We start from the raw sequence: 24,783 nt of genomic DNA, 5'->3' as shown, positions 1-24,783 counted from the left end.
TGAAGTGCCTGTTCAGGCGGGCGTTACCGTTCCGGAGGCGCCGTCTACCGTGATGCGCTGGCCGGTTGCGATCCGCACGGTGGCATCGGGGACGCCCACGACGGCGGGAATCCCGTACTCGCGCGCAACCACGGCCCCGTGCGAGTTGGGACCGCCCATTTCCATGACCAGGCCTCCTGCCGTCAGGAAGAGCGGCGTCCAGCCCGGATCGGTTGAAGGCGCCACCAGGATTTCGCCGGGCTCCAGGTGGGCTCCTACCGGGTCCATGACCACCCTCGCCAGCCCCGTCACTGTCCCGGTCGATGCCGCACTGCCGGTGAGTACTCCCGCGGACGCGTTGGCCGCTGGCTCTTTGGCTCCGGGATCGACCACGGCTTCGGGTTCTGTTCCGTCCGAGAGCAGCATCCGCGGGATGTGGCGGCGCTGCAGCTCACGGTCGTAATCCTGGCGGCGTTCCGCCACCACCGGCTGGAAGCGGGTTCCGGCCAAGGCGAGTTCCACGTCCTCGAAGTCCAGGAAGAAGACGTCATCGGCCTCGTCCAAACGCCCTGCTTCTGCCAGTTCCCGGCCGATCCGCACCATGTGCCTCCGCACCTCGGCCAGACCAAGGACCAGGTTGTATTTGGGCAATTCCCGCAGGCCCGCGTAGCGGCGCGTGCGATCGAGGGCGAAGCGGATCACCGCGGCGTGAAGGGCGCTCTTGGTCCTGCCACGGGCCACCAGGCGTGCAACCTGGTCTTCGGCTTCGGTGGCGGCATTTTCAAACTGCCGGGGCGGGTCGGGTTGCGGCGTGGGTTCCGGCTGCCGTGGAGAACCTCCGGCCCCGGGAGCACCGCCGCCCTGCCCAAGCCGCAAGTAGTTCCCAAGAACTCCAAGAATGTGGGTGGGTTCCTCCGACCAGCGCGGCATCCCGATGTCTATCTCCGCGACGGCCCGGTCCCCGTATTCGGCAAGGAACCTCTCAAGACCGGCTTGCGGACGTGCCGGAAGCCCACCTGCCTTGTAGGCCTCCGCCAGTTCTGCGGCGCCACGGGAAACGAAGAACTCAACTGCTTCCGGGTCCTGTCCGATCTTGCTCGCCAACTCCCAGAGCGCAAGGTCCATCTCGGTGGTGACGTTATGGGGCAGGCCACGAATAACTGTTTGAAGTTCGTCGTAGGAAACGTCGGGACCCAGCAATTTCCGGACCAGTGCCAGCAGGGCAAAGCCAAGTGCCGGAAGGGGCAGGACCTGGGGAACTGTGGCAAAAATCCGCTCTCCGAGGATTCGCTCCACATGCTGCAACCTCTGATGGCTCGTGGCGGAGACGGGAAGATCGAAGGCGTCCTTCAAGTCTTGGCTGACCTTATCCAGTTGCCTCATGGCCGCTGCGGGCCTGAACAGACCCCGAAGGACCGTTTCCGGCACCCGGTATCTCGCTGCAACAGGAGCCACATGGCGGATCAGCTTGAAAGGAGTCTTGTTGGTCATGGCGAATCGGGGGTCTTCGCTGAGGCGCCGGATCAAAGCGGCGGACCGGGCCTCCATAATGTCGAAAATCCTGGGCGCAAGGGCCCTGCCCACCCTGCTCCGAAGCACTGAAGTGATGTCGAAGAAGATCCGCTGGCCAGCCTCGTAGTACGGCGAAGGGCCCGTGCGCGGGTCCGGCACGTCAAAGCCGGCCCGGCGGGCGACGCAGGAAGCAATCAGCCTGATTCCCGCCAGCCCCATGGGCGTCAGGGGCCGGGTGAGGCCCTGGGCCAGGCTGAAGTTCAAGAACGCATGCTCGCCCCCGGAAGACGGCGTCCTTGTTGGTCGCGGGTACAGGGTGGTGATGGGCCGCGCCTGCGTCAACCACAGCTTCCCGTCCCGGTCCATGGCCCACTCGGTGTCCTGCGGAGCTGCGTAGTGTTGTTCCACGCGGTCGCCCAAGGCCGCGAGCGCCCGGATCTGGTGGTCCGTGAGGCAAGGTTCCACCCGCGAAACTTCGCCGTCAGTCCCGATCGCCGCAGCGTCAAGCCCGGTCTTTCCAAGCTGTCCGGAGTGTTCAACCCGTTCAGTCCCGCCACCGGGCAGGGGCCGGATCTCGACTCTACGGTCACCGATGGTGCGCGTCAGGATCTGGAGGCTCCGGATATCCACCACGTACTGGTCGGGATTCACCGCGCCGGAGACCACTGCTTCGCCCAGGCCGGGACTCGCATCGATGACCGCCTCCTGCCGACGCCCGGTCAGCGGGTTGGCCGTGAACATGACGCCGGCGGTGGCGGCGTCGATCATCTGCTGCACTACAACGGCGAGCGCCACCGTCGAATGCCGGATCCCGTGTGCAGTCCTGTAACTCGCCGCCCGGTCAGTCCACAGGGAAGCCCAGCACCGGCTCACTGCGTCCAGCACGGCATCCACGCCAACCACATTCAGGAAAGTGTCCTGCTGGCCGGCAAAGCTCGCAAAAGGCAGGTCTTCCGCCGTGGCCGAGGACCGGACAGCAACCGGGACATCCGGGCCCAGCCTGTTGTACGCCGTGCGGACTTCTTCGGCCACCTCTGGAGGAACACCGGCAGCCAGCACTACGGAGCGGGCACGGGCCGCCAGGGCATCAAGGGAAGAATCAACGACGTCGGTCCCGTCCAGGGCAGCCAGCACCTCACCCAACGCTGCGCCGTCAAGCGCCCGGCGGTAGGCCGCCGTCGTCAGGCAAAATCCGGGCGGCACCGGCAAACCGGCGGTGGCCATTTCACCAAGGTTGGCGGCCTTGCCGCCAACCTCCGCCAGCATGCCTGAACGAATCCGGTCCAACGGAAGGATGAAACCGTACCCGGCTGTTGAAGCCTTCCCGGTTTGCCCGCCCTGCTGCGGCCCTTCCGCCGCTTCACCGTCCATGCCGCCGTGAAGCGTCAGGTCCTAGTCGTTGCCCAGCATGGGGCCGAACTTGGGCCTGTCCGCAAGCCTGGAGTCTTCGCGATCCGGGACCACCATGACCGGTCCCTTGGCGTGGTGCAGCACGCCGTCCGAGGTTGAACCGAGGAGCATTCCGGCGAACCCGCCGCGTCCACGGGTGCCCAGGACCACCAGTTCCACTCCCCTGCTGGCCTCCACCAGGACGTCCACGGGAGAGCCGTCTGTCAGCTGGGTTTCCACCGTGAGATGCGGGAAATGGCTGCGGAGCCAGGCAACGCCGGCATCCAGTTGGACCTTGATATCCGCGAACAGGGCATCCCTGTCCAAGGGGGCCGGCACCCAGGCCAGCGAGCCGCTGTACTGAGGCACAGCGCAGACTACCCGCAGCTTCGCGCCCATGCGTTCTGCCTGTTCAGCAGCCTCAAGGACCGCCACTCGCGCCTGTTCGGAGCCGTCAACACCAACTACAACAATGTTCTCCACAGTGCGGGGACCGGCCTTCGCGTGTTCGGCCTTGATGTGCTTGTCCTCGGTGCTCTGGCCCAGGCGGTCGGCGCAATACAACGGCACCGTCACTGTGGGGCACTTCGCGTGGGCCGGCAGCGCGCTGCTGACGGAGCCCAGCAGACGGCCGACGAATCCACCGCGTCCGCGGCTGCCCGAAACCAAGAGGGCGGCTTCCGCGGAGAGATCCAGCAGGACACCGGCGGCATCCCCGTTCTCCACCGAGGCGTCAACGTCGATGTTGTAGCCGGAAACCTTCTCCATGGCCTGTTTGGCGATGGCTTCGGCGCCTTCCCGGATCATCGAGTCGTCCACCGTTGCGTATCCGCCGTCCAACCCTGAGGCGGCGAAGATCGGCACTGAATAAGCGGTCACGATGTGCAAGGGAAGTTGCCGGCGTTCGGCTTCACGCGCTGCCCACACCAAAGCGCATTGTCCGTGTTCGGAGCCGTCCACTCCAACCACGATGCCGCCCGGGGCTACTGCTTCCGCGTCACCGCCGCGGGGATGTTCAACGTGACTACCGTGCTGGTCCATTTGGGGCCCGCCTCTCCACCTGCTGCTTGATGTTCCGGCCATTCTGCCAGAGGTTCAACGTAGGGGTGTTACACCTCACGTTGTGCGCTAATGTCCGTGAACGAGGAAGCCACGGGACTTCCTCGTCCAATGCCAACTATTCTCGTTTGCTTATAGCGAATCAAGGCGGCTTTTCCGCTATCTGCATAACGGTCCGGGCTCGGTTTCAAGGCCCTCCCGGGACGCCCCGGGAAGAAGTAATAACACGCTGTCAGGAAGGCTACCCAACGCCCCAAAAGTTCTGTAGTGTTCGAGTCACCGAATGGCCGGTGAGAGTGTTCCAGAACACATACCGGCCATTTATTTGCGACCGTTTGGGGAACCGGAAGCGTCCAATCCTGCCTTTGGGCACGTACGTCAAGGAGGAACCACGCAGTGTCACTCATGCCTGATTCCGCCACGGAGCGAACCACCACCGTGGTGATCGGAGCCGGACTCTCAGGCCTCGCCGTGGCCAGCGAACTCAGCCGCTACGGCGTGGGCTCGATCGTGGTGGACGGCTTCGGCCCACTGGCACAGACGGGTCCTTCCGTGCATACCGGCATGCTGCAACGCTGCGAGGTAGCCGATCCCGCTTCCATGCTGGAACGGAACCAGATCCTCCGCCACCTGCGGAACTACGCGGCCAGTCACCACCTGGATGTACGCAACACCACCAAGGCGGTCCGGCTGGACCTGCTCACGGCTGCAGAAACTCCCCTCGCATCCCCTCGTCAATGGGCCGTCCACACGGCGCACGGCATTCTCCTTGCCGACCACGTTGTAGTGACGCGTTGCGCGCAGAGCCAGCTACGCAAGATGCTGGCCGAGCTGGGGATTGCCGTTGGTCAGAACCTTGTGGCCGCCATGCGCGCGGTGGGCATGCATCTGGTGGGAGTGGGAGAACTCATCACGCCAACCCCCAAGGAAGTCCTCCGCCAGGCCAAGGCGGTGGGGCAGGCCATCTCTTCGAAGGTGGCACTTCCAGCAGCGCCCGGCCTCGCGATCGCCTAAGCCCGGCAACCCCCACAGCGGCACCAAGGCAGCCCTGAAACAGGGCTCTTGGAGCAGGGGCCTTAGACCAAAAGCCTTAAACCAAAAAACCGGCACCCCGGGAGGAGAAAACCTCCGGGGTGCCGGCCTTTTTGTGAAGCGTGAAGCTTATGCGCCGGCGCGGACGTACGTGAGCGGGCCGGTTGCGGTCAGCCAGCTGATCGGGTGGATGCCGGTCTGGTTACCGTTGATGCCACCGGAGATGGCCTGGCCATTGCCGATGTAGATGGCAACGTGGCCGGACTGGACGATCATGTCACCGGGCTGGGGATCACTGACAACCTTGCCGTAGTTCATGAATTGCATGGGTGCAAGGTCGCCCACCGGGATACCTGCGGAGCCGAGGGCCTTTTCGACCATGGCGGTGCAGTCCTGCATGACACCGATCTGGGCGTAAGCCGAGGCAACCATTGCTGCGTTGACGCCGCCAACAGCGGGTGCCGGGGCAGGTGCTGCGGGAGCAGCAGCGGCAGGTGCGGAAGCAGCAACCGTGGCGGTAGCGGCGGGAGCAGCAGCCTTGGCTGCGGCCTTCTTGGGAGCCTCAACAACCGGAGCCGGCTTCTCGATGACCGGTGCTGCCACGGAAGCAACAGCGGGACGCTCGAAGTTGACGGTGGCCGTTGCTGCGGCAGTGACAACCTTGTTGGGGGTTTCGGCAACGGTTTCAGCAACCGTGGCGGGGCTGGAGTCCCGCTGGACCGGAGCCTGTGCCGGAGTTTCGGCAGCGTGCGCAGCAATGGAACCGGTCAGGACAAGACCCGAAGCTGCAGCGATGACGGCTGCCTGGCGGCCAGCGCCTGAAGCGTTGCTGGCAACTGCCTTGGAGATGGAGATGAACGGATTGGGGCGTACGCTGTCCGCCTTACGACGGCCGCGAAGAATGCGTGAAGACATGAAAGAGCCTCTCCCGATGCCTGCGAGGTTAGCTGTCGGATTCGGATGGGAGTCACCCGGCCACTATCCACCGCTGTTCAGCGGAAGCTTCGTGGCTTCACCCCAAGGCGCGCTCATTGGCGGCCTAAAATGGGTTCCCCGTCTCTGCCGTAGGTATGTCTGCGAACGGATTCCGACCTGCGGCAGAGCTAGGCAATCAGGCCGGAAGTGCGCCGAATGCGGATCGGGCACAGGTACTACCGTACGCGACGATCACAGCAAAGTCACATTTAAGTAACGAGAAGTGGGCGTCGAGCGTGTCGCAGTAACCGTTTCGAGATTTTCGCAGATATGTAGAAAACCCCGTCATTCCGCGGATTTATCGCCCTCGGCATCATTGGAGGCAGCCAATTTCCGACGGGCTGTAACGGCCAGGAAAATAACGAGCGCAACAGCTAATGCAGCAAACGCCACGATGCTCCACGGGAACGGCTGGGAGGCGTCCGGAGCCGGTTCGCTGACGGGGGTTCCGGGGGCCGCAGTTCCTGCGCTCGGAACAGTGCCCGAACCTGCCTGGCCCGACGCGGACGGCAAGGCTCCCGCGGTGGCCCCCTCCGACGTCGTGCTTCCTGCTGTTGCCGTGAATGTAAAGGTGCCCTCGATGGGGTGCGAATCGGAGCTGACGACGCGCCAAACCACCGTGTACTGGCCCGCCGGAGCGCCGGGGCGCAGTTTTTGGACCGCCTGGTTGTCGATGATTTGCACGGCGCCGTCCGCCCAGTTCTCCCCGCCCGCGGTCACCGACATGCCCGAACCAATAGCCAGCGGCCGGTTATTGAACGTGACGGAGACCGATGCCGGAACTTCCGCAACCGTGGCTCCGCTGGCCGGACTCGTGGATTCTGCGGCGTCGTGCGCCGATGCCGGGGCGGCGCCGAAAAGCAGCGCCGAGGCGAAGGCGAGGGCAGCAACGACGGCGGCCAGGAGCGGGCGGATGGTGCGCATGGGGCGGTTTCTCCTAATGTTGGCTTCCTTACAGACTAGGCGAATCGTCAGGCCTCCCCGCACGGGCGGGCATAGGATTTGAGAGCACACTCACACGATCCCCGGAGACATCCATGCTTAAACAGGGTTCTGCAATCGACCGCTACTTCAAGATCTCCGAACGTGGATCCACGTATTCGCGGGAAATCCGTGGCGGCTTCGCGACCTTCTTTGCCATGAGCTACATCGTGGTCCTGAACCCCCTCATACTGTCGGGGGCTGACTCGAGCGGGGCATCGCTGGGCTTCACGGCCGTCGCCGCCACCACGGCCTTCGTGGCAGGCATCCTGACCATCCTCATGGGTGCTTGGGCCAAGCATCCCTTTGCCGTAGCCACAGGCCTGGGCGTCAACGCGTTCGTGGCCGTCACCGTCGCCTCGCACCCGGGCCTGACATGGCCGGACATGATGGGCCTGGTGGTCCTCTCCGGCCTGACCATGCTGATCCTTGTCCTCACCGGGTTCCGGACCGCGGTCTTCAAGGCCGTCCCCGAGGCGCTCAAGACCGCGATCGTGGTGGGCATCGGTCTCTTCATTGCGCTGATCGGCCTGGTCAACGCCGGCTTCGTGCGCCGCATCCCCGACGCCGCCGGAACCACCGTTCCGCTGGGCCTGGGCGTGGACGGCAAACTCCTGGGCTGGCCGACGCTGGTGTTCGCGGTCGGCCTGGTCCTCACCATCGCGCTGGTGGTGCGCAAGGTACGCGGTGCCATCCTGATCGGCATCATCGTCTCCACCGCGCTGGCTGCGATCCTTGAATTCACCCTGCATATCGGCCCGAGCAACGACGGCACCACCATCAACCCCCGTGGCTGGTCGCTCGTGGCGCCCAAAGTGTCCGAGTGGGGCGCTCCGGACCTTTCCCTGATCGGCAAGGCCAACCCCTTTGGCGCCTTCGAACACCTTGGCTTCATCGGTGCCGCCCTGCTGGCCTTCGTGATCCTGCTCAGCATCTTCTTCGACGCCATGGGCACCATGGTGGGCCTGGCCAATGAGGCCGGAACCGTGGATGAGCACGGCAACATCCCCAATGTGGACCGCGTTCTCCAGGTTGATGCGCTCGGCGCGATTGTGGGTGGCGGAGCTTCGGTGTCCTCCAACCAGATCTTCGTCGAATCCGGCGCCGGCATTGGCGAAGGCGCCCGGACCGGCCTGGCCTCGATCGTCACCGGTGTCCTGTTCCTGGTGGCCATGTTCTTTACGCCGTTGATCAACCTGGTTCCCTTCGAAGCCGTTGCGCCCGCCCTTGTTGTGGTGGGCTTCATGATGGTTTCGCAGGTGGGCAAGATCGACTGGCAGGACTGGGGCGTCGGCATCCCGGCGTTCCTGACCATCGCCCTCATGCCGTTCACCTACTCGATCGCCAACGGCCTCGGCGCAGGCTTCATCTCCTACGTCCTGATCCGCACGTTCCAGGGCCGCGCCCGCGAGGTACACCCCTTGATGTGGGCTGTGGCTGCCGCATTCCTGCTGTTCTTCGGCATCGGCACCGTGGAGGAACTGCTCGGGGTGAAGTAACTCCTCGCCGAGATGGCATTTGATGACAATGTTCGGCGCAAACATTGTCATCAAATGCCATCTCGCGGCGTCTCCGGGGACCATGATCCGGAATTTCAGACAGTCCGGACCCGGAACTGCTGGCATTGGCAGTCCGGGTCCGGTGTGCTTAAACCATGGAAACCAGCGCCCCCGCCGTAGACGTCACCCCCACCGCGTGGACCGGCCGCTTCGACGGCGACGGCCCCGAGCACCGCCGGTGGTGGCAAGCTGTGGCTCCCCACGCTGCCCGGACCGCCGCTGCCGGCGTGCGCTCCGCCGTCGTACTGGGCTTCTGCAGCGACGCAGGGGTTCGCCGCAACAAGGGGCGGGTGGGTGCTGCCGCGGCTCCGGCCGCGATCCGTGCGGCGCTTGGTCCGCTGGCGTTCCACCTGGACCGGGAGGTGTTCGACGCCGGTGACGTGGTGGTGGAGGGCGACCAGCTGGAGGACGGCCAGGCACGCGCCGGACGTGCCATCTCCGGACTGCTCGACGCCGGCAACCTCACCGTTGTGCTTGGCGGGGGCCACGAAACCGCGTTCGCCAGCTACCTGGGGGTGGCCGGCTCCGAAGTCCTGCGCGGCAAACGGCTGGGTGTGCTGAACCTTGACGCCCACTTTGACCTGCGCGACGAGCCCGTCCCGAGCTCGGGAACGCCGTTCCTCCAGATGGCCCAGGAGGAAGCCGCCGCTGGCCGGGAACTGCAGTACGCCGTCGTCGGTATTTCCGAACCCAACAACACGCGGACCCTGTTCGACACAGCGGAGCGGCTGGGCGTGAAGTATCTATTGGACGAGGGGTGCGCGCCGGAGGTCGTGGAGACGTTCGTGGCCGATTTCCTGGCAGGCATCGACGTCCTTTACTTGACGATCGACCTTGATGTGATGCCCGCAGCGGTGGCGCCCGGCGTCAGCGCTCCGGCCGCGTACGGAGTGCCGCTGCCGGTGATCAGCGCCGTCTGCAAGCAAGTGGCCGCCAGCGGGAAGCTTGTGCATCTTGATGTGGCGGAATTGAATCCTGAGTTCGACATTGACGGGCGTACCGCCAAGGTGGCTGCTCGGTTGGTGAACACGCTGCTGGCCTAACTGTGTTTGGCTAACCCTTTTGCTGGGCACATCATCCCCATAGCCTTGTGGAGGGAAGGATGGCGATGAGCACGACTCCTGTGGATGTTCCGCGAAAGGGCACTGTCCGGAATAAGTGGTCCTGGGTGGCCGGACCGGTGGCCGTTGCCCTGGGTCTGGGCGCCCACGTTGTTTCCGGTGGAAGCGCCCCGGCCATCCCCATCCTGCTGGGATTCGTGGCTTTGTCTGCCTTGGCGGCCCAGCTGATCACACACTGGATCCACGGACCCATCTTGCTGCTGCTCATCTCCGGGGCGGCGCAGCAAGTGCTGTTCTTCGGCTTCGATGCCTTGGGTGGTTCCTTTCCCGGCCTCGGTTCCCTGGACCACCTGCACGGCACGGGGCAGATCCCCGCGGACCTCCCTGCCGCAGTGTCCGGTGGCGGCGCCGTCCACGGGGCGGACCTGATGCTCTACACCCACGCCGCCGCGGCCATTCTCACGTTGCTGATTGGCGCAGGCGTGGCGAAGCTGGGTCACAGGCCCGTACGTCGTCCCGCAACTCGAGATGGCATTTAATGGCAATGTCCGGCCCAAACATTGCCATTAAGTGTCATCTCGCGGGGTTTAGGGCGATCATGAAAGCATGGCACCCGGGAATGAGCCGGCCGATGGGTTCCTGACCGACTACTACGAACACGTATCGGACGACGACGTCCGCAATTACACTCCGGAGACACTCCTTGAGCGGGCCCGCTACCATCGGACACTGGCCGAGCGCCGCGAGCCTGGGCAGGCCCTGGTAGGCATCCTCCACGAGACCGATTCCAGCGTGGTGGCGATCGTCGCGGATGACCTGCCGTACCTTCTCCCCTCCGTCACGGCCGAGATTGCCCGGGACACCTCGTCCATCCGGCTCTTGGTCCACCCGGTGTTCCGCGTCGAACGGGACCCTGCAACGCACCGGCTCACCCGAATCCGCAGCGGTCCGCACCGCACGGGATTGCCCACCGGGGTGGCGCCTTCCCCGGCAACGCACGACGACGGCGACCGCACCGAAGCGTGGATGGCGCTGGACATCCCGCGCTTGGCGGACGAGGACGGCACCGAACTCCTGATTGCCCGGATACATGCCGTGTTGAAGGATGTGCAGGCCGCCGCGGAAGATGCCGACGCCATGCACGCAGGTTTGGAGCAGACACTCGCGGAGCTGGAAGCCGGCACAGGCTCGGGCGAAGATGCAGTGAAGGATTCCCGTGAAGCACAGCAGCTGTTGCGATGGTTGGACGCGGGAAACTTCGTCTTCCTGGGCTACCGGGCCGGCGGCTCCGGCGGATCGACCTCCCGCGCCGCCGGCTCCGGCGCTTCAATCGGGCAGAGCGGCGGCCTGGGGATCCTGCGCGAGCCCGGAGACCCCAACAGTCCCACCACGGTGCAGGGCCCACTCCTAACGCTCACCAAGTCCACCAAACGTTCCACGGTCCTCCGTCATGCCTACCTCGACGAAGTAACGGTAAGGACGCCCGCCGCCCGGGAACACACCTTCGTGGGCTTGTTCTCTCCCAGCTCCTCGGCCCACCCGGTGCTGGACATCCCTGTCATCCGGGACACCGTGTCCGAGGCGTTGCGGACTTTGGGCTACCCGGCCTCATCGCATCACGGCAAGGAACTCCTGGCCGTGATGGACGCCTACCCACGGGACGAGCTGTTCCACATAGAGGCATCGCAGTTGGCCCTGCACGCCCGGGACATTCTCCGCTTGCAGGAGCTGCACAGCACCCGGCTGTTCCTTCGTCCCGATTCGTTCGGCCGGTTCATGACTGCTTTGGTGTTCCTACCGCGCCGTCGTTACAACACAGCCGTTCGCCTGAACATCGAACGGGAACTGCGTGAAGCGTTCGGCTCGGATGACATCGAGTTCGAGTTGCGCTTGGGCGAATCCGCAATGGCCAGGGTCTTCTTCCGGATCCTGCTCCCGGCGGCGCCGTCAGGATCCAGCCAGCACAGAGCAGACGCCGGCACACCCCCACCTGGCGCCGGCCCGCACGAGGCGCCATCCGCCGTCGTCGATTCCGCCGCGCTGGAGCAGCGCATCATTGCCGCCACGCGTTCCTGGGCCCAAGGTCTGGACGAGGCGCTTCAGGCCGCCTACCCGCGGGAGGAGGCCGGCCGGCTTTCCGGGCTGTGGGCCGCTGCTTTTCCAGCCAGCTACAAAGCGGACTATGAAGTGGAGGACGCGGTAGCGGACATCGCGCGGTTTGAGAGTTTCCTTCCCGGCGAGGATGAACAGGACCCCATCTTGTCCGTGTACACCCGTCCGGGCACCGCAGTCCTGGCTGAGGACGCCCGCGTGCGCCTTTACCTGACCCGGCCCAAGAGCCTCACCCAGATCCTCCCGTTGTTCCACAATCTGGGTCTCCAAGTGCTGGACCAACGGCCGTTCGATGTCCAGCGGGCCGATGGAAGGCAGTTCTTCCTCTACGACCTGGGCTTGAAGTACCCGCGGGGCGTGGATCCCGTCGCAACGGGTCATTTGCTCGCCGTGGCGTTCCAGGCGGCGATGCGCGGGGACTCGGAGTCGGACGCCTTTGATGCGTTGGTCATTCGGGAGGGCCTGGGTTGGCGGCATGTTGCCGTGCTGCGGGCCTATGCCAAGTATTTGCGGCAATTGGGCAGTGCCAATTCGTACAGCTTCATGGCGGAGACCCTCCGGACCAACCCGGCGGCAACCCGCGCGCTGTTGGAACTGTTCGAAGCCAAATTCAACCCGGACCTGATCGCGGCTGACCTGTTCGAACCGGACCCGGGTGCGCACACGGGCGACGGGGATGTGTTTGAAGAGGGCAGCAGTGAACTGAGCCACCGGACACAGGCCGTCCACGCAGCGCGGGCCAGGCTCGCCGAAGCCATCGACGCCGTCCCCGTCCTTGATGCCGACAGGCTGTTGCGTTCCCTGGCCAGCCTGGTGGAGGCCACCCTGCGGACCAACTTCTACCTGGACAGGCCCTGCCTCAGTTTCAAGGTCAGCCCCGCCGGTATCCCTGCTGCGCCGGCACCGCGGCCGAAGTTTGAGATCTGGGTGTACTCGCCACGCGTCGAGGGCGTTCACTTGCGCTTTGGAGCGATCGCGCGGGGAGGTTTGCGCTGGTCGGACCGGCGGGAGGATTTCCGCACGGAAGTCCTGGGACTGGTGAAGGCACAGACCGTGAAGAACGCGGTGATCGTCCCTACCGGCGCCAAAGGCGGGTTCTTCCCCAAACGGCTCCCGGACCCGGCAGAAGACCGGGCCGCGTGGCTCGCCGAGGGCCAGGAAAGCTACCGCACTTTCATCCGTGGCCTGCTGGACGTGACGGACAACCTGGTGCCGGACCCCGACGGCGGACCGGCCGGCCGCGTCGTGCCGCCGCCCCGGGTGGTGAGGCACGACGGCGCCGACTACTACCTTGTGGTTGCCGCGGACAAGGGGACGGCTGCCTTCTCCGACCTCGCCAACGCCATAGCAGCGGAGTACGGCTTCTGGTTGGGTGATGCCTTCGCGTCGGGCGGATCGGTGGGCTACGACCACAAACAGATGGGCATCACCGCCCGGGGCGCCTGGGAATCGGTACGCCACCACTTCAGCGAGCTGATGATCGACTCCCGCGCAGAAGACTTCACCGTGGTGGGGATCGGGGACATGAGCGGTGACGTCTTCGGCAACGGCATGCTCCTGTCCAACCACATCAAGCTGGTGGCAGCGTTCGACCACCGGCACATCTTCCTGGACCCCAACCCTGACCCGCTTGCTTCCTACGCGGAACGGGAGAGGCTCTTCACACTGCCCCGCTCGTCCTGGGCGGACTACGATGCCAGCAAACTGAGCCCCGGCGGTGGCGTGTTCGCCCGCTCGGAAAAGTCCATCCGGATCAGCGAACAAGTGCGCGTTGCCTTGGGCCTGCAGGAAAACACGACGGCGATGACCCCGCCGGAGCTTCTGCGCGCCGTACTAACGGCACCGGCGGACCTCGTGTACAACGGCGGGATCGGAACCTACGTGAAGGCTTCCACGGAAACCAACGCGGACGTGGGAGACAAGTCCAACGACGCTATCCGCGTGGATGCCACGCAGCTCCGCACGCACATCATCGCCGAGGGCGGGAACCTTGGCGTGACCCAGCGCGGCAGGATCGAAGCTGCCCTGGCCGGGATCCTCGTGAACACGGATGCGATCGACAATTCCGCCGGGGTTGAATGCTCGGACCACGAGGTGAACATCAAGATCTTCCTTGACCGCATGATCTCCGCCGGAAGGATGCCCGCGGCCGAACGCACGGCGTTCCTGCAGGACCTCCAAACCGAAGTAGGGCGGCTCGTCCTGAAAACCAACGACCACCAGAACACCCTCCTGGTCAACGACAAACAGCTGGCCCTGGAGTGGAGCCCCAGCTTCGAACGGACCATGGACTGGCTGGAATCGGTGACGGACATGGACCGGAAACTGGAATCCCTGCCGTCCAACGAAGAGCTGCGCGCCCGGGTCCTTACGGGCAAGGGCCTGACCACCCCGGAACTGGCAGTGCTGGCGGCCTACGCCAAGATCGAGCTCGCCCGGGAGCTGACCGACGGTGGACTGGCCGATGATCCGTGGTTCTCGCAAACCCTCCATTCCTACTTCCCCAAGCAGCTCTCCGAAAGGTTCGGCGAGCACCTTGCCACCCATCCCCTCCGCCGGGAAATCGTGGCCACGGTGGTAGCCAACGACATGATCAACGTGGGCGGGATTTCCTTCGCCTTCAGGGCCATGGAGGAAACCACCGTGTCCGCTGCGGCAGTGGCCCGTGGATTCGTCGTCATGCGCCGGATCTGGGATTTTGATGCGGTGACAGAGGCAATAGCGGCAATTCCAGCGAACATCCCCACTGAGCATGGAGCGGCGGTCGCTTTGGACATGCGACGCCTGCTGGACCGTTCAGTGCGTTGGTACGTCACCCACGACTTCCGCGACAAGCCCGTAGCCGATGCGTTTGCCCGACTGGAAAGCCCCATGGCATTGATGCGGTCAAACTTCACGCGCTTCCTGCATGGATTCAACTTGAGCTTTTCGCTGGACCTTCTTGCCCACTCGGACGCCGTGGGGCTGCCTCATCAGCTGGGGCTCCGTGCCTCCGAGTTGCTGGTCAGCTACGGGCTGCTGGACATCGCGGCGATTGCCGAAGAGCTTCAGGAACCCGCAGAGGCTGTGGCCGAGGTGTACTTTGCCGTGTTCGAGCGGATCTCGGCCATCCGTCTGCTGCAGCACATCACCCGGCTCCCCCGTGACACCCACTGGGAATCCCTTGCGCGTGCTGCCCTGCGGGACGACATGTACCTCGTGCTGGCGGACATGACCCGGGCGGTTGTCCGCCACACACCCCGTTCCCCGGCTGCTGCCCATGACCCCGTGGAGCGGATCATGGACTGGGAGCGCGGAAACATCGAACAACTGACGCGGATCCAGGAGACCATCCAAGAGGCGATCAAGCCCGGACCCATGGATATCGCAGCCCTGTCAGTGGCCGTTAAACTGCTCCGGGCAATGGTCCGGAGATGAGACACGGATCACATGGTTGCCAGTCATCTTACAAATAATTGGCTTGAAGGTTTTATGATTGTCGGGTCGCCCTCGCATGCGACAAGTAAGAGGAGGCCCCCAAATGACCACTGCTACGACAGTAGAACGCGAGATTCGCCTGTCCTTTTCGAAGGCAGACGAAATCCACGACGGACTTGACCGTGCCGTGGATGCCCTCATTGAGAGCGCCGCTGCAGACGCCAACTGCGGCATCCTGGTGACCCGGCACGAGCCCGGCACCTACACCGTGGCCCTGGACGAATCCGTTCCCTTCGGTCAGACCCACGAAGTCCTCGCTGCCTGAGCCGCTCTTCAGCAGCTCGCAGCGAAACACAACCGGGGCCTGTCCCTTCCGCACTACTACCCGCGGAAGGGACAGGCCCCGGTTTGTCGGTTAAGCGGCACCCATCCAGGTCGCATTACTGCGCGTTTTGAGCGTTCAAAACGCGCGGTAATGCGACCTAGTTGGGTGCTTGGGCGCTTGGGTGAAGGAGGGTGCTTAGGCGCGGCGGAGGATCACGCCGTCGGACTTCATGAAAAGTTCCTTGCCCTCTTCGGTGACGCCGGGTCCCGAATGCTCGAGCCACAACACGTTGCCGCTCAGGGAGACCTCTTCCACCAGACCGGCTGCGATCACGTGGGCGTACTTGATGACTTCCACCCGCTCCCCGACCTTCAGCTGCCTCCAGTCGGCAACCGTTGCCGCGTGTGCGCTTCTTCTGGAAAGTACTGCTCCCCGTGCCTTCATTGAACTTCTACCCCTTTGTGGATGTTCTCTGTTAGTTATTCACTTGACCGTCAAGCCCGGGACACCGTTGTCGCCGGACGTGACGTACACCATAAGTATTACTACATTTGCCACGCCCCGGACGTTGCGTTGCGAACAATTTCCGGGGCGTGACAAATTTGCCGCTCAAATGAGCGTTTTATTCGACGTCAGGCCAAAACCCCGACGGCGGATTCGGCGGCCGCGCGGACCGCACCGGAGCCAACCAGGCGGTCAGCCGCTTCCAGTTCGGGCGACAGGAACCGGTCCGTGCCCGGCCCCTGCACCACTTCCCGAAGCACCCCGATCACGGCGGTACCCGCCGGACCCGGGGTGAGTTCGCCGTCGGAGAGCTGCGTCCGGATGTCCAGGGCGCGTGCGCTGGTGACCAGTTCGACGGCGAGCACCCGCCGGAGGTTCTCCACGGCCTTGCGCAGCTTCCGCGCCGCGTGCCAGCCCATGGAGACGTGATCCTCCTGCATGGCGGAGCTCGGTATGGAGTCCACCGACGCCGGAACAGCGAGCCGCTTGTTGTCGGAAACAAGGCCGGCCTGCGTGTACTGGGCAATCATCAGGCCCGAATCCACGCCCGGATCCGCGGCAAGAAATGCCGGGAGGCCGTGGGAACGGGCCGGATCCAGCATGCGGTCCGTGCGTCGCTCGGCAATGGAGCTGAGGTCAGCAACAGCGATGGCAAGGAAGTCCAGCACGTAGGCCACGGGTGCGCCGTGGAAGTTGCCGTTGGACGTTACACGGCCGTCGGGAAGGACCACCGGGTTGTCGATGGCTGCGGCGAGTTCGCGGGAAGCCACCAAGGCGGCATGGTCCACGGTGTCGCGGACTGCTCCGGCAACCTGCGGTGCGCAACGGAGCGAGTAGGCGTCCTGAACCTTGGTGTCGTTGATCCGGTGGGAAGCCACGATCGGTGAGTTGGACAGCACCCGGAGCATGTTGTCCGCGCTGGCAGCCTGGCCCGGGTGGGGACGCAGGGCTGCGTGCAGCTCGGGAAGGAATACCTGGTCAGTGCCAAGGAGGGCCTCCACGCTGAGGGCTGCGGTGACATCGGCCGTCGCCAGCAGGACGCGGAGATCGGCGATGGCCATGAGCAGCATTCCCAGCATGCCCTCGGTGCCGTTGACGAGGGCCAGGCCCTCCTTCTCAGCGAGCGTGACCGGCTCGATGCCGTGCTGCGCGAGCAGCTCAGCAACAGGTGCCTTGCCCTCGGCGCCGTACAGTTCGCCGTCGGGCCCTGTTGCTTCGCCCTCACCCATGAGAACCAGCGCACAGTGGGACAGCGGTGCGAGGTCGCCGGAGCAGCCCAACGAACCGAACTCGCGGACCACCGGGGTGATGCCTGCATTGAGGACATCCACCATGGTCTGCAGAACCACGGGACGGACACCCGTCCGGCCGGACGCGAGGGTCTTGGCGCGGAGGAACATGATGCCGCGGATGACTTCCCGCTCCACCGCGGGTCCCATGCCGGCAGCGTGGCTGCGGATCAGCGACTTCTGCAACTGGGTGCGGAGGTCGTTGGGGATGTGGCGGTTGGCCAGCGCGCCGAAGCCCGTGGAGATGCCATAGGCGGGGACGTCGCTGGTGGCGAGCCCGTCAATGTGGGCACGGACCTTGGCGACGGTGTCCAGGGCCTCCGGGGACACGGTCACCTTGGCGCCGTGGCGTGCGACGGCGACGACGTCTTCCGGGGTTACCCCGCTGGAGCCGAGGGTCACCGTGAGTTGTTCGTTCGAGGTTATAGTCATTTACTTACCTTCATTCATGGGGATGCGGACGCCGCGTTCCTTGGCTACCTCAATGGCGCGTTCGTAGCCTGCGTCGGCGTGGCGGATGACGCCCATGCCGGGGTCGTTGGTCAGGAGTGCGGTCAGCTTTGCCGCAGCAAGTTCGGTGCCGTCGGCCACGGAGACCTGGCCGGTGTGGATGGAGCGACCGATTCCCACGCCGCCGCCGTGGTGGATGGATACCCAGGTGGCGCCCGAGGACGCCGCGGTGAGTGCGTTCAGGAGCGGCCAGTCGGCGATCGCGTCCGAGCCGTCCCTCATGGCCTCGGTCTCGCGGTACGGAGACGCGACGGAACCGGAGCCCAGGTGGTCGCGGCCGATCACGATCGGGGCCTTGACCTTGCCTTCGGCCACGAGCTTGTTGAAGAGCAGGCCGGCCTTATGGCGCTCGCCATAGCCAAGCCAGCAGATGCGGGCCGGGAGGCCTTCGAACTCCACGCGCTCGGCGGCGGCGTCGATCCACTTGTGCAGGTGCTTGTTCTCGGGGAACAGTTCCTTGATGGCCTCGTCAGTGACGCGGATGTCTTCCGGGTCTCCGGAGAGCGCCACCCAGCGGAACGGGCCAAGGCCTTCGCAGAACAGCGGCCGGATGTAGGCCGGGACGAATCCGGGGAACTCGAAGGCCCGGCTGTAGCCACCCTTGCGGGCTTCGTCGCGGATGGAGTTGCCGTAGTCGAAGACCTCGGCCCCGGCGTCCTGGAATTCCACCATGGCCTGTACGTGGCGGGCCATGGAGGCCTGGGCTTTCTTGGTGAAGCCCTCCGGGTCGGCTGCAGCCTCGGTGTGCCACTCTTCCACCGTGATGCCCTCGGGCAGGTAGGACAGCGGATCGTGGGCGGAGGTCTGGTCAGTGACGATGTCGATCGTCAGTTCGCCTGCCTTGTGGCGGCGGAGCAGTTCCGGGAACACCTCGGCGGCGTTGCCCACATAGCCCACGGACCAGCCGCGGCGTTCTTCCTTGGCCTTGAGCACCTTGGCGATGGCGGTGTCCAGGTCGGTTTCCACCTCGTCGAGGTAGCGCTTGCCGGCGCGGCGGCGCAGGCGGGTCTCGTCGACGTCGACGATCAGGCATGCGCCGTCGTTCAGCGTGACGGCGAGCGGCTGGGCGCCGCCCATGCCACCACAACCGCCGGTCAGGGTCAGCGTCCCGGCCAGCGGCCCCTCGGACTCGGCCCCCGCGGCCACGCGGCCCTCTTCAGCGAGCTTGCGTCCGACGGCGGCAAAGGTCTCGTAGGTGCCCTGCAGGATGCCCTGGGTGCCGATGTAGATCCATGAACCGGCAGTCATCTGCCCGTACATGGTCAGGCCCTCGGCCTCGAGCCGGCGGAACTCCGGCCACGTTGCCCAGTCCCCCACCAGGTTGGAGTTGGCCAGCAGCACGCGCGGCGCCCATTCGTTGGTGCGGAACACGCCCACCGGCTTGCCGGACTGGACCAGAAGGGTCTCGTCCTTCTCCATGGTTTCCAGGGTCCGGGTGATGGCGTCGAAGGCATCCCAGGAACGGACGGCCCGGCCGGTGCCGCCGTAAACCACCAGATCGTCAGGGCGCTCGGCGACCTCGGGGTCGAGGTTGTTCATCAGCATGCGCAGCGGTGCTTCGGTCTGCCAGGACTTGGCGGTGAGCTCCGTGCCGCGGGCGGCTTTGACCGGGCGGGCTCCTGTTGTGAAATCGGCGGGTGCCATGGTGGCTCCTTCTCTCGGTGGAACTTTGTGATTGAAAGATCTTCTGTATCCAGTAGAGCCCCTCCGTTCCGCTCGTGGAACGGCTTTTGGATGGGTGCTGTCCGGTATTACAGACCCAACTAGCTCGCATTAGTGGTTGTTTTGAGGGCTCAGAACAACCACTAATGCGAGCCAGTTGGGTTGTGCGGGGATCTCGAATTCAGGGGTGAAGAAGAGCATGCTGAACGCATGGGAACTTACAAGGTTTCGACCGTCATCGCAGCGCCGCCGGAGCAGGTCTTTGCCACCTGGACGGATGCGGACCGCTTCAAGGAGTGGATCGGAGGGGTTACCCGCGTGACAGACCGTGTTGGTTCAGTTGATGAGCCCGGCAGCCGGTACACGGTGTGGTTCGGGCGGATGGCAAGCCCCACCGAGGTCCTTGCCGTCGAGCGCCCCAAACACCTGCGGACGCGCTTCGGAAACGCGATCCTCAAGGGCGAATCGGATGTGACATTCCTGCCGGAAGGTGCGGGCACACGGCTGAACCAGGAGTTCGTGACCCGGGGATTCATCGCGGGAATCTTTGGGCGGCTGTTTTCCCTGGGCTCGTACCGCGGGAGCTTCCGCGGCGAACTGGAGGCGTTCCGGGAGATCGTGGAACGCGAAGCACGGAGCTAGCCAGCTCAGCTCAACCGGCCGGACGGCCGTGGATGCGGACGGACAACTCGTCGGCCGCCTTGCGGATGCGGGCAGCGAGTACCGGCCATTGCTCCGCCGGCACTTTGTCCTCCAGGAACGTCACGGCGACTGCCGCAGTCGGCCATCCCAAATGGTCCGTAACAGCAGCCGCGATGGACCCGAAACCCGGTGTCACTTCGCCGTTTTCGGTGGCATATCCGCGCTGCCTGACCTGGTCCAAGTGCGAGGACAGGGCCGAGTACTTCATGATGGGAAATTCCACTTCGTGCCGCGAAGTGAAGGCGGCAGCGTTCGGGTACAGGGCACGAACCTGCGATTTCGGCAGCGCAGCCAGGATGGCCCGCCCGCTGGCGGTGAGGTGGCTGGGTAACCGGACCCCGACGTCGGTCACCAGGCTGGGGCGGTTCTTGGCGCGTTCCTCAACGATGTACAGCACGTCGCGGCCGTGGAGGACGGCAAGGTGGGCACTCTCGCCAATGGCGTCAACAAGGGAGGCCAACATGGGCCGTCCGAGCCGGGACAAGGGCTCTTGCCGGGAGTAGGCCGAGCTGAGCTCGAAGGCGCTGATCCCCAGCCCGTAGCGCTGTTCTTCGTGGAGGTGCAGCACGAACCCGTTGGCCTCCATGACGCCCAACAGGTGGTACACGCTGGAACGCGGCAGGCCGAGCGCGGTGGCTATGTTCGACGCCGCCATGGGTCCGCGGCGGGAAGCCAGCAGCTTGAGGATGCGCAAGGTGTTCTCTGCGGCCGGGACCTTGGATTTTCCGGTTGCCAGTGGCGTGGATGTCATGTTGCCTCATTGCTCGGGTGTTCTTGGGGGTTCCTTCAGGAGGCGAAAGTTCCTGCTTGTCCGGTATCCCGTACTTAAGGATGCTCCCCTTCCGGGCATCGTGGCCAGCATTGGGGACCGGGACGCGTCCGGGATACCAGACTATGTGCGCATTTACCCAAGTGTCTGCGATCGAAGACAGCAAACCGCCGTGAATCCGATCACAAGCGGGTCAAAAGTGATCTGCTGGATAGCGATCCCCTCCCAAAGACGAGAAGGTTTTACCATGCAACAAACCAAGCTGGCTCTGGAGACCCCTGCCCTCCAAGCTGCAGGTTCGGCACTCAGCCGCGGCCTCAACGTCCGCCATATCCGCTTCATGGCACTCGGATCAGCCATCGGCACCGGGCTCTTCTACGGTTCGGCCTCGGCCATCCAAAAAGCCGGACCCGCCGTCCTCCTCGCCTACATCATCGGCGGTGCCGCGGTGTTCATGGTAATGCGGGCCCTGGGCGAAATGGCCGTCCGGCACCCGGTCTCCGGCTCCTTCGGCCAGTACGCCAGCCGGTACCTCGGACCGTTCGCGGGCTTCGTGACGGGATGGACATACGTCTTCGAGATGGCCATCGTTGCCATCGCCGACGTCACGGCCTTCAGCATCTATATGGGCTTCTGGTTCCCGCAGGTGGATAGATGGATCTGGATCCTGGCGATCATTCTCTTCCTCGGTGCCCTGAACCTGTTGAGCGTGAAGGTCTTCGGCGAGCTCGAGTTCTGGTTCTCGCTCATCAAGGTTGTGGCGATTATCGCCATGATCGTTGGCGGCGCAGCCATCATCGCCTTCGGCTTCCAGTCAGGGAACGACGGCGGAGGCGTGGCACCGGGGTTGGGGAACCTGGTGGAGCACGGCGGTTTGTTCCCGAACGGTTTCGAGGGCCTCCTGGCCGCGTTCGCCGTCGTGATGTTTGCCTTCGGCGGGATCGAAACGATCGGCATTACCGCGGGCGAGGCCGCCGACCCCAAGAAGGTCATCCCGAAGGCAGTGAACACCGTTCCCGTCCGCGTGCTGCTCTTCTACGTCCTCACCCTCGGAGTGCTGATGAGCATCTTCCCGTGGAACGAGATCGGCAGCAGCGGCAGCCCCTTCGTCCAGATCTTCGACGGACTTGGCATTCCGGCCGCACCCCATATCCTCAACGCCGTGGTGATCACGGCAGCATTGTCCGCCATCAACAGCGACATCTTCGGAGCCGGACGCATCCTCTTCGGCCTGGCCCAGCAGGGCCACGCGCCCAAGAGCTTCGGCAAGATTTCCCGGCATGGCGTTCCTTGGATGACCGTGGTGATGATGGGTGGCATCCTGCTGGTGGGCGTCGTCCTGAACGCCATGATTCCCGAGGACGTGTTCGTGGTAATCGCTTCCATCGCCACGTTCGCCACGGTGTGGGTGTGGGTCATGATCCTGGCATCACACGTGGCCATGAAGCGTGAGATCAAGCGGAAGGACCTGCCGGCGTCGGAATTCGGTTCCCCGTTGTGGCCGGTCGCCTCGATCCTGACCATCGCTTTCATGGCCATGGTGATCGTGATCCTTGGTGTCTTCGAGGACACCCGCGTTGCCCTCTACGTAGGCGCCACCTGGCTGGGCCTCCTGTTCGTGGCCTACAAGCTGTGGGTCCGCGGTGGTGGCCTCCGCCGGGCCGAGTTGGTCGACGAGACTGTGTGATCCCATCTTCCCCGCGCCGAGGTGACAGTTAATGCCAATGTTCGACGCGAACATTGGCATTAACTGTCACCTCGCGGGGAGTGAAGGGCGGGGGTGCGGGTGCGTTACCTCGCTGACCAGCCGCCATCCATGGTGTAGCTCGCGCCGGTGACCATTCCGGCGTCGTCGGAGGCCAGCCAGGCCGCCAGCGACGCCACCTCGGAAGGCTCCACCAACCGTTTCACCGCGGACTCCGTCAGCATCACCTTGGCGAGCACCTCGGCTTCAGGGATGCCGTGGAGCCTCGCCTGGTCGGCGATCTGCCGCTCCACGAGGGGCGTGCGGACGTAGCCGGGGTTGATGCAGTTGGACGTCACCCCGCGCTCCCCGCCCTCCAGGGCAGTGACCTTGCTGAGCCCTTCGAGCCCGTGCTTGGCCGAAACGTAGGCGCTCTTGTACGCCGAGGCCCGCAGCCCGTGGACCGAGGAGATGTTGATGATCCGCCCGAAACCGTTGGCATACATGTGCGGCAGGGCTGCGCGGATCAGCAGGAACGGCGCTTCCAGCATCAGGGCCACAATTCGCCGGAACTCTGCGGGGTCGAACTCCTCGATGGGCGCAACCTTCTGGATCCCGGCGTTATTGACCAGGATGTCGCAGTCGATGCTGAGCGCGGCGAGCGCGTCGGTGTCGAGCAGGTCGATTTCCCACGCGGTACCGCCCAGCTCGTCGGCGAGTTTCCCTGCCCCGGAGGCGTCGACGTCGGCCACTACTACTTTGGCCCCGCGGGCGGCGAGTGCCCGCGCACAGGCGGCCCCGATTCCGCTCGCGCCCCCGGTCACCAGAGCCTTGCGGCCATTCAAGGTGTTGTCCATCAGATCAGCCCTTCGAAGTAGCGGTGGCCAGTCCGTGGCGCTCAGCGTCCGCTGCGTCCACGTCCTGAAGTGCGATGCCCTTGGTTTCCTTCAAGGACACGACGGCGACGGCGGTGATGGCGCAGGCGACCACCAGGTAGATGGCGGTGGGCAGCCAGGAGCCGGTGTCCTTGAGCCACTGGGTTGCCAGCAGCGGCGCCAGCGAGCCGGCGAAGATGGACGTCACCTGCGAGCCGAGGGAAACACCGGAGTACCGCATGCGGGTGGGGAAGAGTTCGGACATAATGGCCGGCTGCCCCGCGTACATGAAGGCGTGCAGGCAGAGCCCGATTGTCACGGCGAGCACGATGATCACGGCGTTCTTGGTGTCGAACATGGGGAAGGCGAAGAACGGCCATACAGCTCCGGTGATGGCACCCACGAGGTACACGGGCTTGCGTCCCCACGAGTCCACCAGGCGGCCGACCTGCGGGATGACCAGGAAGTGGATGACATGGGCGATCAGCAGGGCCAGCAGCAACGATGAAGTGTCGTACTTGTGGACGCTCTTGAGGTAGACGATCGCGAAGCTCACCACGAGGTAGTACATGATGTTCTCGGCAAAACGCAGTCCCATGGCCTGCAGGATGCCCTTCGGGTACTTGCGGATGACTTCACCGATGCCGTAGCTGATGGCCTTGGATTCCTCCACCTGCGCCTTGGCTTCGAGGAAGATGGGTGCCTCGCTGACGTGGGTGCGGATGTAGTAGCCAACGAACACGATCACGGCGGAGAGCCAGAACGCTACGCGCCAACCCCAGCCCAGGAACGCCTCGCTGCTAAGGGTGGTGGACATGATGAAGAGGACCAGCGTTGCCAGGAGGTTGCCAACGGGGACTGCGGCTTGCGGCCATGAGGACCAGAAGGCGCGTGAGTTGTTGGGGCTGTGTTCGGCGACGAGCAGTACGGCGCCACCCCATTCGCCGCCCAGCGCGAAGCCCTGGATGAAGCGCAGCGCCACCAGCATGGCGGGGGCCCAGTAGCCGATGTCCATGAAGCCGGGGAGGCAGCCCATGAGGAACGTGGAGACGCCGACGATCACGATTGTCAGCTGCAGCGTGGGCTTGCGGCCGAGTTTGTCGCCGATTTGCCCAAAGATAATCCCGCCCAGGGGCCGGGCCACGAAGCCGACGGCGTAGGTGATGAAGGCCTGGATGATGCCGTCAAGCTCGTTGCCGGTGCTGGGGAAGAAGTACTTGCCGAAAACCAGGGTGGCCGCTGTGGCGTACAGGAAGAACTCGTACCATTCCACCACCGTGCCCACCATGGACGCGGCCACGATCTTCTTCAGCCCGGATCCTTTGCCGTTGTTCCCGGCCGTTGATGTGGAGCGTTGCTCTACGCTCATATCCATCTCCTCAGTGTC

At 64.6% G+C, this 24,783-nt stretch carries 18 protein-coding genes and 1 riboswitch; of the genes, 8 read left to right on the top strand and 10 right to left on the bottom strand.

Annotated features, from left to right (window positions below):
- Positions 1–12 precede the first annotated feature (12 nt).
- Both AUR_RS12310 and AUR_RS12305 read right to left on the bottom strand, forming a co-directional pair.
- Positions 13–2,862, bottom strand: coding sequence for a PEP/pyruvate-binding domain-containing protein (locus AUR_RS12310; protein WP_062094814.1), 2,850 nt, complete (start codon positions 2,860–2,862; stop codon positions 13–15).
- 21 nt (positions 2,863–2,883) lie between these two features.
- Positions 2,884–3,921, bottom strand: a complete 1,038-nt coding sequence (locus AUR_RS12305; protein WP_062094812.1) for a universal stress protein — start codon at positions 3,919–3,921, stop codon at positions 2,884–2,886.
- Between the two features lie 423 nt (positions 3,922–4,344).
- Between AUR_RS12305 and AUR_RS12300 the strand changes: the two genes are divergently transcribed.
- Positions 4,345–4,953, top strand: coding sequence for an FAD-dependent monooxygenase (locus AUR_RS12300; protein WP_021471136.1), 609 nt, complete (start codon positions 4,345–4,347; stop codon positions 4,951–4,953).
- A 147-nt stretch (positions 4,954–5,100) separates the two neighbouring features.
- Here the strand turns inward: AUR_RS12300 and AUR_RS12295 are convergent, their stop codons facing one another.
- Complete coding sequence (locus AUR_RS12295) at positions 5,101–5,886, bottom strand: NlpC/P60 family protein (RefSeq protein ID WP_021471137.1); 786 nt, start codon at positions 5,884–5,886, stop codon at positions 5,101–5,103.
- 3 nt (positions 5,887–5,889) lie between these two features.
- Positions 5,890–6,052: riboswitch (cyclic di-AMP (ydaO/yuaA leader) on the bottom strand.
- Between the two features lie 179 nt (positions 6,053–6,231).
- Entirely contained in the window at positions 6,232–6,870 is a 639-nt protein-coding gene (locus tag AUR_RS12290) for a copper resistance CopC family protein (protein WP_128397164.1), read from the bottom strand.
- Between the two features lie 113 nt (positions 6,871–6,983).
- Between AUR_RS12290 and AUR_RS12285 the strand changes: the two genes are divergently transcribed.
- From AUR_RS12285 to AUR_RS12265, 5 genes are all read left to right on the top strand, one after another.
- Positions 6,984–8,426, top strand: a complete 1,443-nt coding sequence (locus AUR_RS12285) for an NCS2 family permease (RefSeq protein WP_021471139.1) — start codon at positions 6,984–6,986, stop codon at positions 8,424–8,426.
- Positions 8,427–8,581: 155 nt separating this feature from the next.
- On the top strand, positions 8,582–9,529 hold the full coding sequence (hutG, locus tag AUR_RS12280) for a formimidoylglutamase (RefSeq protein WP_062094806.1): 948 nt from the start codon (positions 8,582–8,584) through the stop codon (positions 9,527–9,529).
- Between the two features lie 65 nt (positions 9,530–9,594).
- Positions 9,595–10,086, top strand: a complete 492-nt coding sequence (locus AUR_RS12275) for a hypothetical protein (protein ID WP_021471141.1) — start codon at positions 9,595–9,597, stop codon at positions 10,084–10,086.
- A gap of 67 nt (positions 10,087–10,153) precedes the next feature.
- On the top strand, positions 10,154–15,076 hold the full coding sequence (locus AUR_RS12270; protein ID WP_062094804.1) for an NAD-glutamate dehydrogenase: 4,923 nt from the start codon (positions 10,154–10,156) through the stop codon (positions 15,074–15,076).
- 103 nt (positions 15,077–15,179) lie between these two features.
- Positions 15,180–15,401, top strand: a complete 222-nt coding sequence (locus tag AUR_RS12265; RefSeq protein ID WP_021471143.1) for a hypothetical protein — start codon at positions 15,180–15,182, stop codon at positions 15,399–15,401.
- Positions 15,402–15,596: 195 nt separating this feature from the next.
- Here the strand turns inward: AUR_RS12265 and AUR_RS12260 are convergent, their stop codons facing one another.
- The 3 genes from AUR_RS12260 to AUR_RS12250 all read right to left on the bottom strand — a co-directional run bounded on the left by AUR_RS12260 (position 15,597) and on the right by AUR_RS12250 (position 19,348).
- Positions 15,597–15,845 (bottom strand): hypothetical protein, encoded by a 249-nt coding sequence (locus AUR_RS12260; RefSeq protein WP_021471144.1) that lies wholly within the window; start codon positions 15,843–15,845, stop codon positions 15,597–15,599.
- A gap of 188 nt (positions 15,846–16,033) precedes the next feature.
- Positions 16,034–17,626, bottom strand: coding sequence for a histidine ammonia-lyase (hutH, locus tag AUR_RS12255; protein WP_062094802.1), 1,593 nt, complete (start codon positions 17,624–17,626; stop codon positions 16,034–16,036).
- Positions 17,627–19,348, bottom strand: a complete 1,722-nt coding sequence (locus AUR_RS12250; RefSeq protein ID WP_062094800.1) for a urocanate hydratase — start codon at positions 19,346–19,348, stop codon at positions 17,627–17,629.
- Positions 19,349–19,576: 228 nt separating this feature from the next.
- Here AUR_RS12250 and AUR_RS12245 point away from each other — a divergent pair, with 228 nt between their 5' ends.
- Positions 19,577–20,008, top strand: a complete 432-nt coding sequence (locus AUR_RS12245) for an SRPBCC family protein (RefSeq protein WP_062094799.1) — start codon at positions 19,577–19,579, stop codon at positions 20,006–20,008.
- A 10-nt stretch (positions 20,009–20,018) separates the two neighbouring features.
- On the opposite strand, the gene AUR_RS12240 is transcribed toward AUR_RS12245, so the two are convergent.
- On the bottom strand, positions 20,019–20,819 hold the full coding sequence (locus AUR_RS12240) for an IclR family transcriptional regulator (protein WP_062094797.1): 801 nt from the start codon (positions 20,817–20,819) through the stop codon (positions 20,019–20,021).
- Between the two features lie 265 nt (positions 20,820–21,084).
- Between AUR_RS12240 and AUR_RS12235 the strand changes: the two genes are divergently transcribed.
- Positions 21,085–22,524 carry an amino acid permease gene (locus tag AUR_RS12235; RefSeq protein ID WP_062094795.1) on the top strand — a complete coding sequence of 480 codons (1,440 nt, stop codon included), beginning with the start codon at positions 21,085–21,087 and terminating at the stop codon, positions 22,522–22,524.
- Positions 22,525–22,628: 104 nt separating this feature from the next.
- Here the strand turns inward: AUR_RS12235 and AUR_RS12230 are convergent, their stop codons facing one another.
- Together AUR_RS12230 and AUR_RS12225 are read right to left on the bottom strand one after the other, a co-directional pair.
- Positions 22,629–23,378 (bottom strand): 3-hydroxybutyrate dehydrogenase, encoded by a 750-nt coding sequence (locus tag AUR_RS12230; protein ID WP_021471150.1) that lies wholly within the window; start codon positions 23,376–23,378, stop codon positions 22,629–22,631.
- A gap of 4 nt (positions 23,379–23,382) precedes the next feature.
- A complete protein-coding gene (locus tag AUR_RS12225) occupies positions 23,383–24,765 on the bottom strand; it encodes an MFS transporter (RefSeq protein WP_021471151.1) in 1,383 nt (460 codons plus the stop codon).
- Positions 24,766–24,783: the final 18 nt, after the last annotated feature.

Origin of the sequence: Paenarthrobacter ureafaciens (genome assembly GCF_004028095.1) — a bacterium.
In the GTDB taxonomy this organism is placed as follows: Bacteria; Actinomycetota; Actinomycetes; order Actinomycetales; family Micrococcaceae; genus Arthrobacter; species Arthrobacter ureafaciens.
Note: the sequence above shows the minus strand (reverse complement) of the source record. Positions and strands in the feature narration are given on the sequence as shown.

Coding starts and splice junctions, on each gene's coding strand:
- AUR_RS12310 (WP_062094814.1), bottom strand. CDS start 2,862: ATGGACGGTGAAGCGGCGGAAGGGCCGCAGCAGGGCGGGCAAACCGGG.
- AUR_RS12305 (WP_062094812.1), bottom strand. CDS start 3,921: ATGGACCAGCACGGTAGTCACGTTGAACATCCCCGCGGCGGTGACGCG.
- AUR_RS12300 (WP_021471136.1), top strand. CDS start 4,345: ATGCCTGATTCCGCCACGGAGCGAACCACCACCGTGGTGATCGGAGCC.
- AUR_RS12295 (WP_021471137.1), bottom strand. CDS start 5,886: ATGTCTTCACGCATTCTTCGCGGCCGTCGTAAGGCGGACAGCGTACGC.
- AUR_RS12290 (WP_128397164.1), bottom strand. CDS start 6,870: ATGCGCACCATCCGCCCGCTCCTGGCCGCCGTCGTTGCTGCCCTCGCC.
- AUR_RS12285 (WP_021471139.1), top strand. CDS start 6,984: ATGCTTAAACAGGGTTCTGCAATCGACCGCTACTTCAAGATCTCCGAA.
- hutG (WP_062094806.1), top strand. CDS start 8,582: ATGGAAACCAGCGCCCCCGCCGTAGACGTCACCCCCACCGCGTGGACC.
- AUR_RS12275 (WP_021471141.1), top strand. CDS start 9,595: ATGAGCACGACTCCTGTGGATGTTCCGCGAAAGGGCACTGTCCGGAAT.
- AUR_RS12270 (WP_062094804.1), top strand. CDS start 10,154: ATGGCACCCGGGAATGAGCCGGCCGATGGGTTCCTGACCGACTACTAC.
- AUR_RS12265 (WP_021471143.1), top strand. CDS start 15,180: ATGACCACTGCTACGACAGTAGAACGCGAGATTCGCCTGTCCTTTTCG.
- AUR_RS12260 (WP_021471144.1), bottom strand. CDS start 15,845: ATGAAGGCACGGGGAGCAGTACTTTCCAGAAGAAGCGCACACGCGGCA.
- hutH (WP_062094802.1), bottom strand. CDS start 17,626: ATGACTATAACCTCGAACGAACAACTCACGGTGACCCTCGGCTCCAGC.
- AUR_RS12250 (WP_062094800.1), bottom strand. CDS start 19,348: ATGGCACCCGCCGATTTCACAACAGGAGCCCGCCCGGTCAAAGCCGCC.
- AUR_RS12245 (WP_062094799.1), top strand. CDS start 19,577: ATGGGAACTTACAAGGTTTCGACCGTCATCGCAGCGCCGCCGGAGCAG.
- AUR_RS12240 (WP_062094797.1), bottom strand. CDS start 20,819: ATGACATCCACGCCACTGGCAACCGGAAAATCCAAGGTCCCGGCCGCA.
- AUR_RS12235 (WP_062094795.1), top strand. CDS start 21,085: ATGCAACAAACCAAGCTGGCTCTGGAGACCCCTGCCCTCCAAGCTGCA.
- AUR_RS12230 (WP_021471150.1), bottom strand. CDS start 23,378: ATGGACAACACCTTGAATGGCCGCAAGGCTCTGGTGACCGGGGGCGCG.
- AUR_RS12225 (WP_021471151.1), bottom strand. CDS start 24,765: ATGAGCGTAGAGCAACGCTCCACATCAACGGCCGGGAACAACGGCAAA.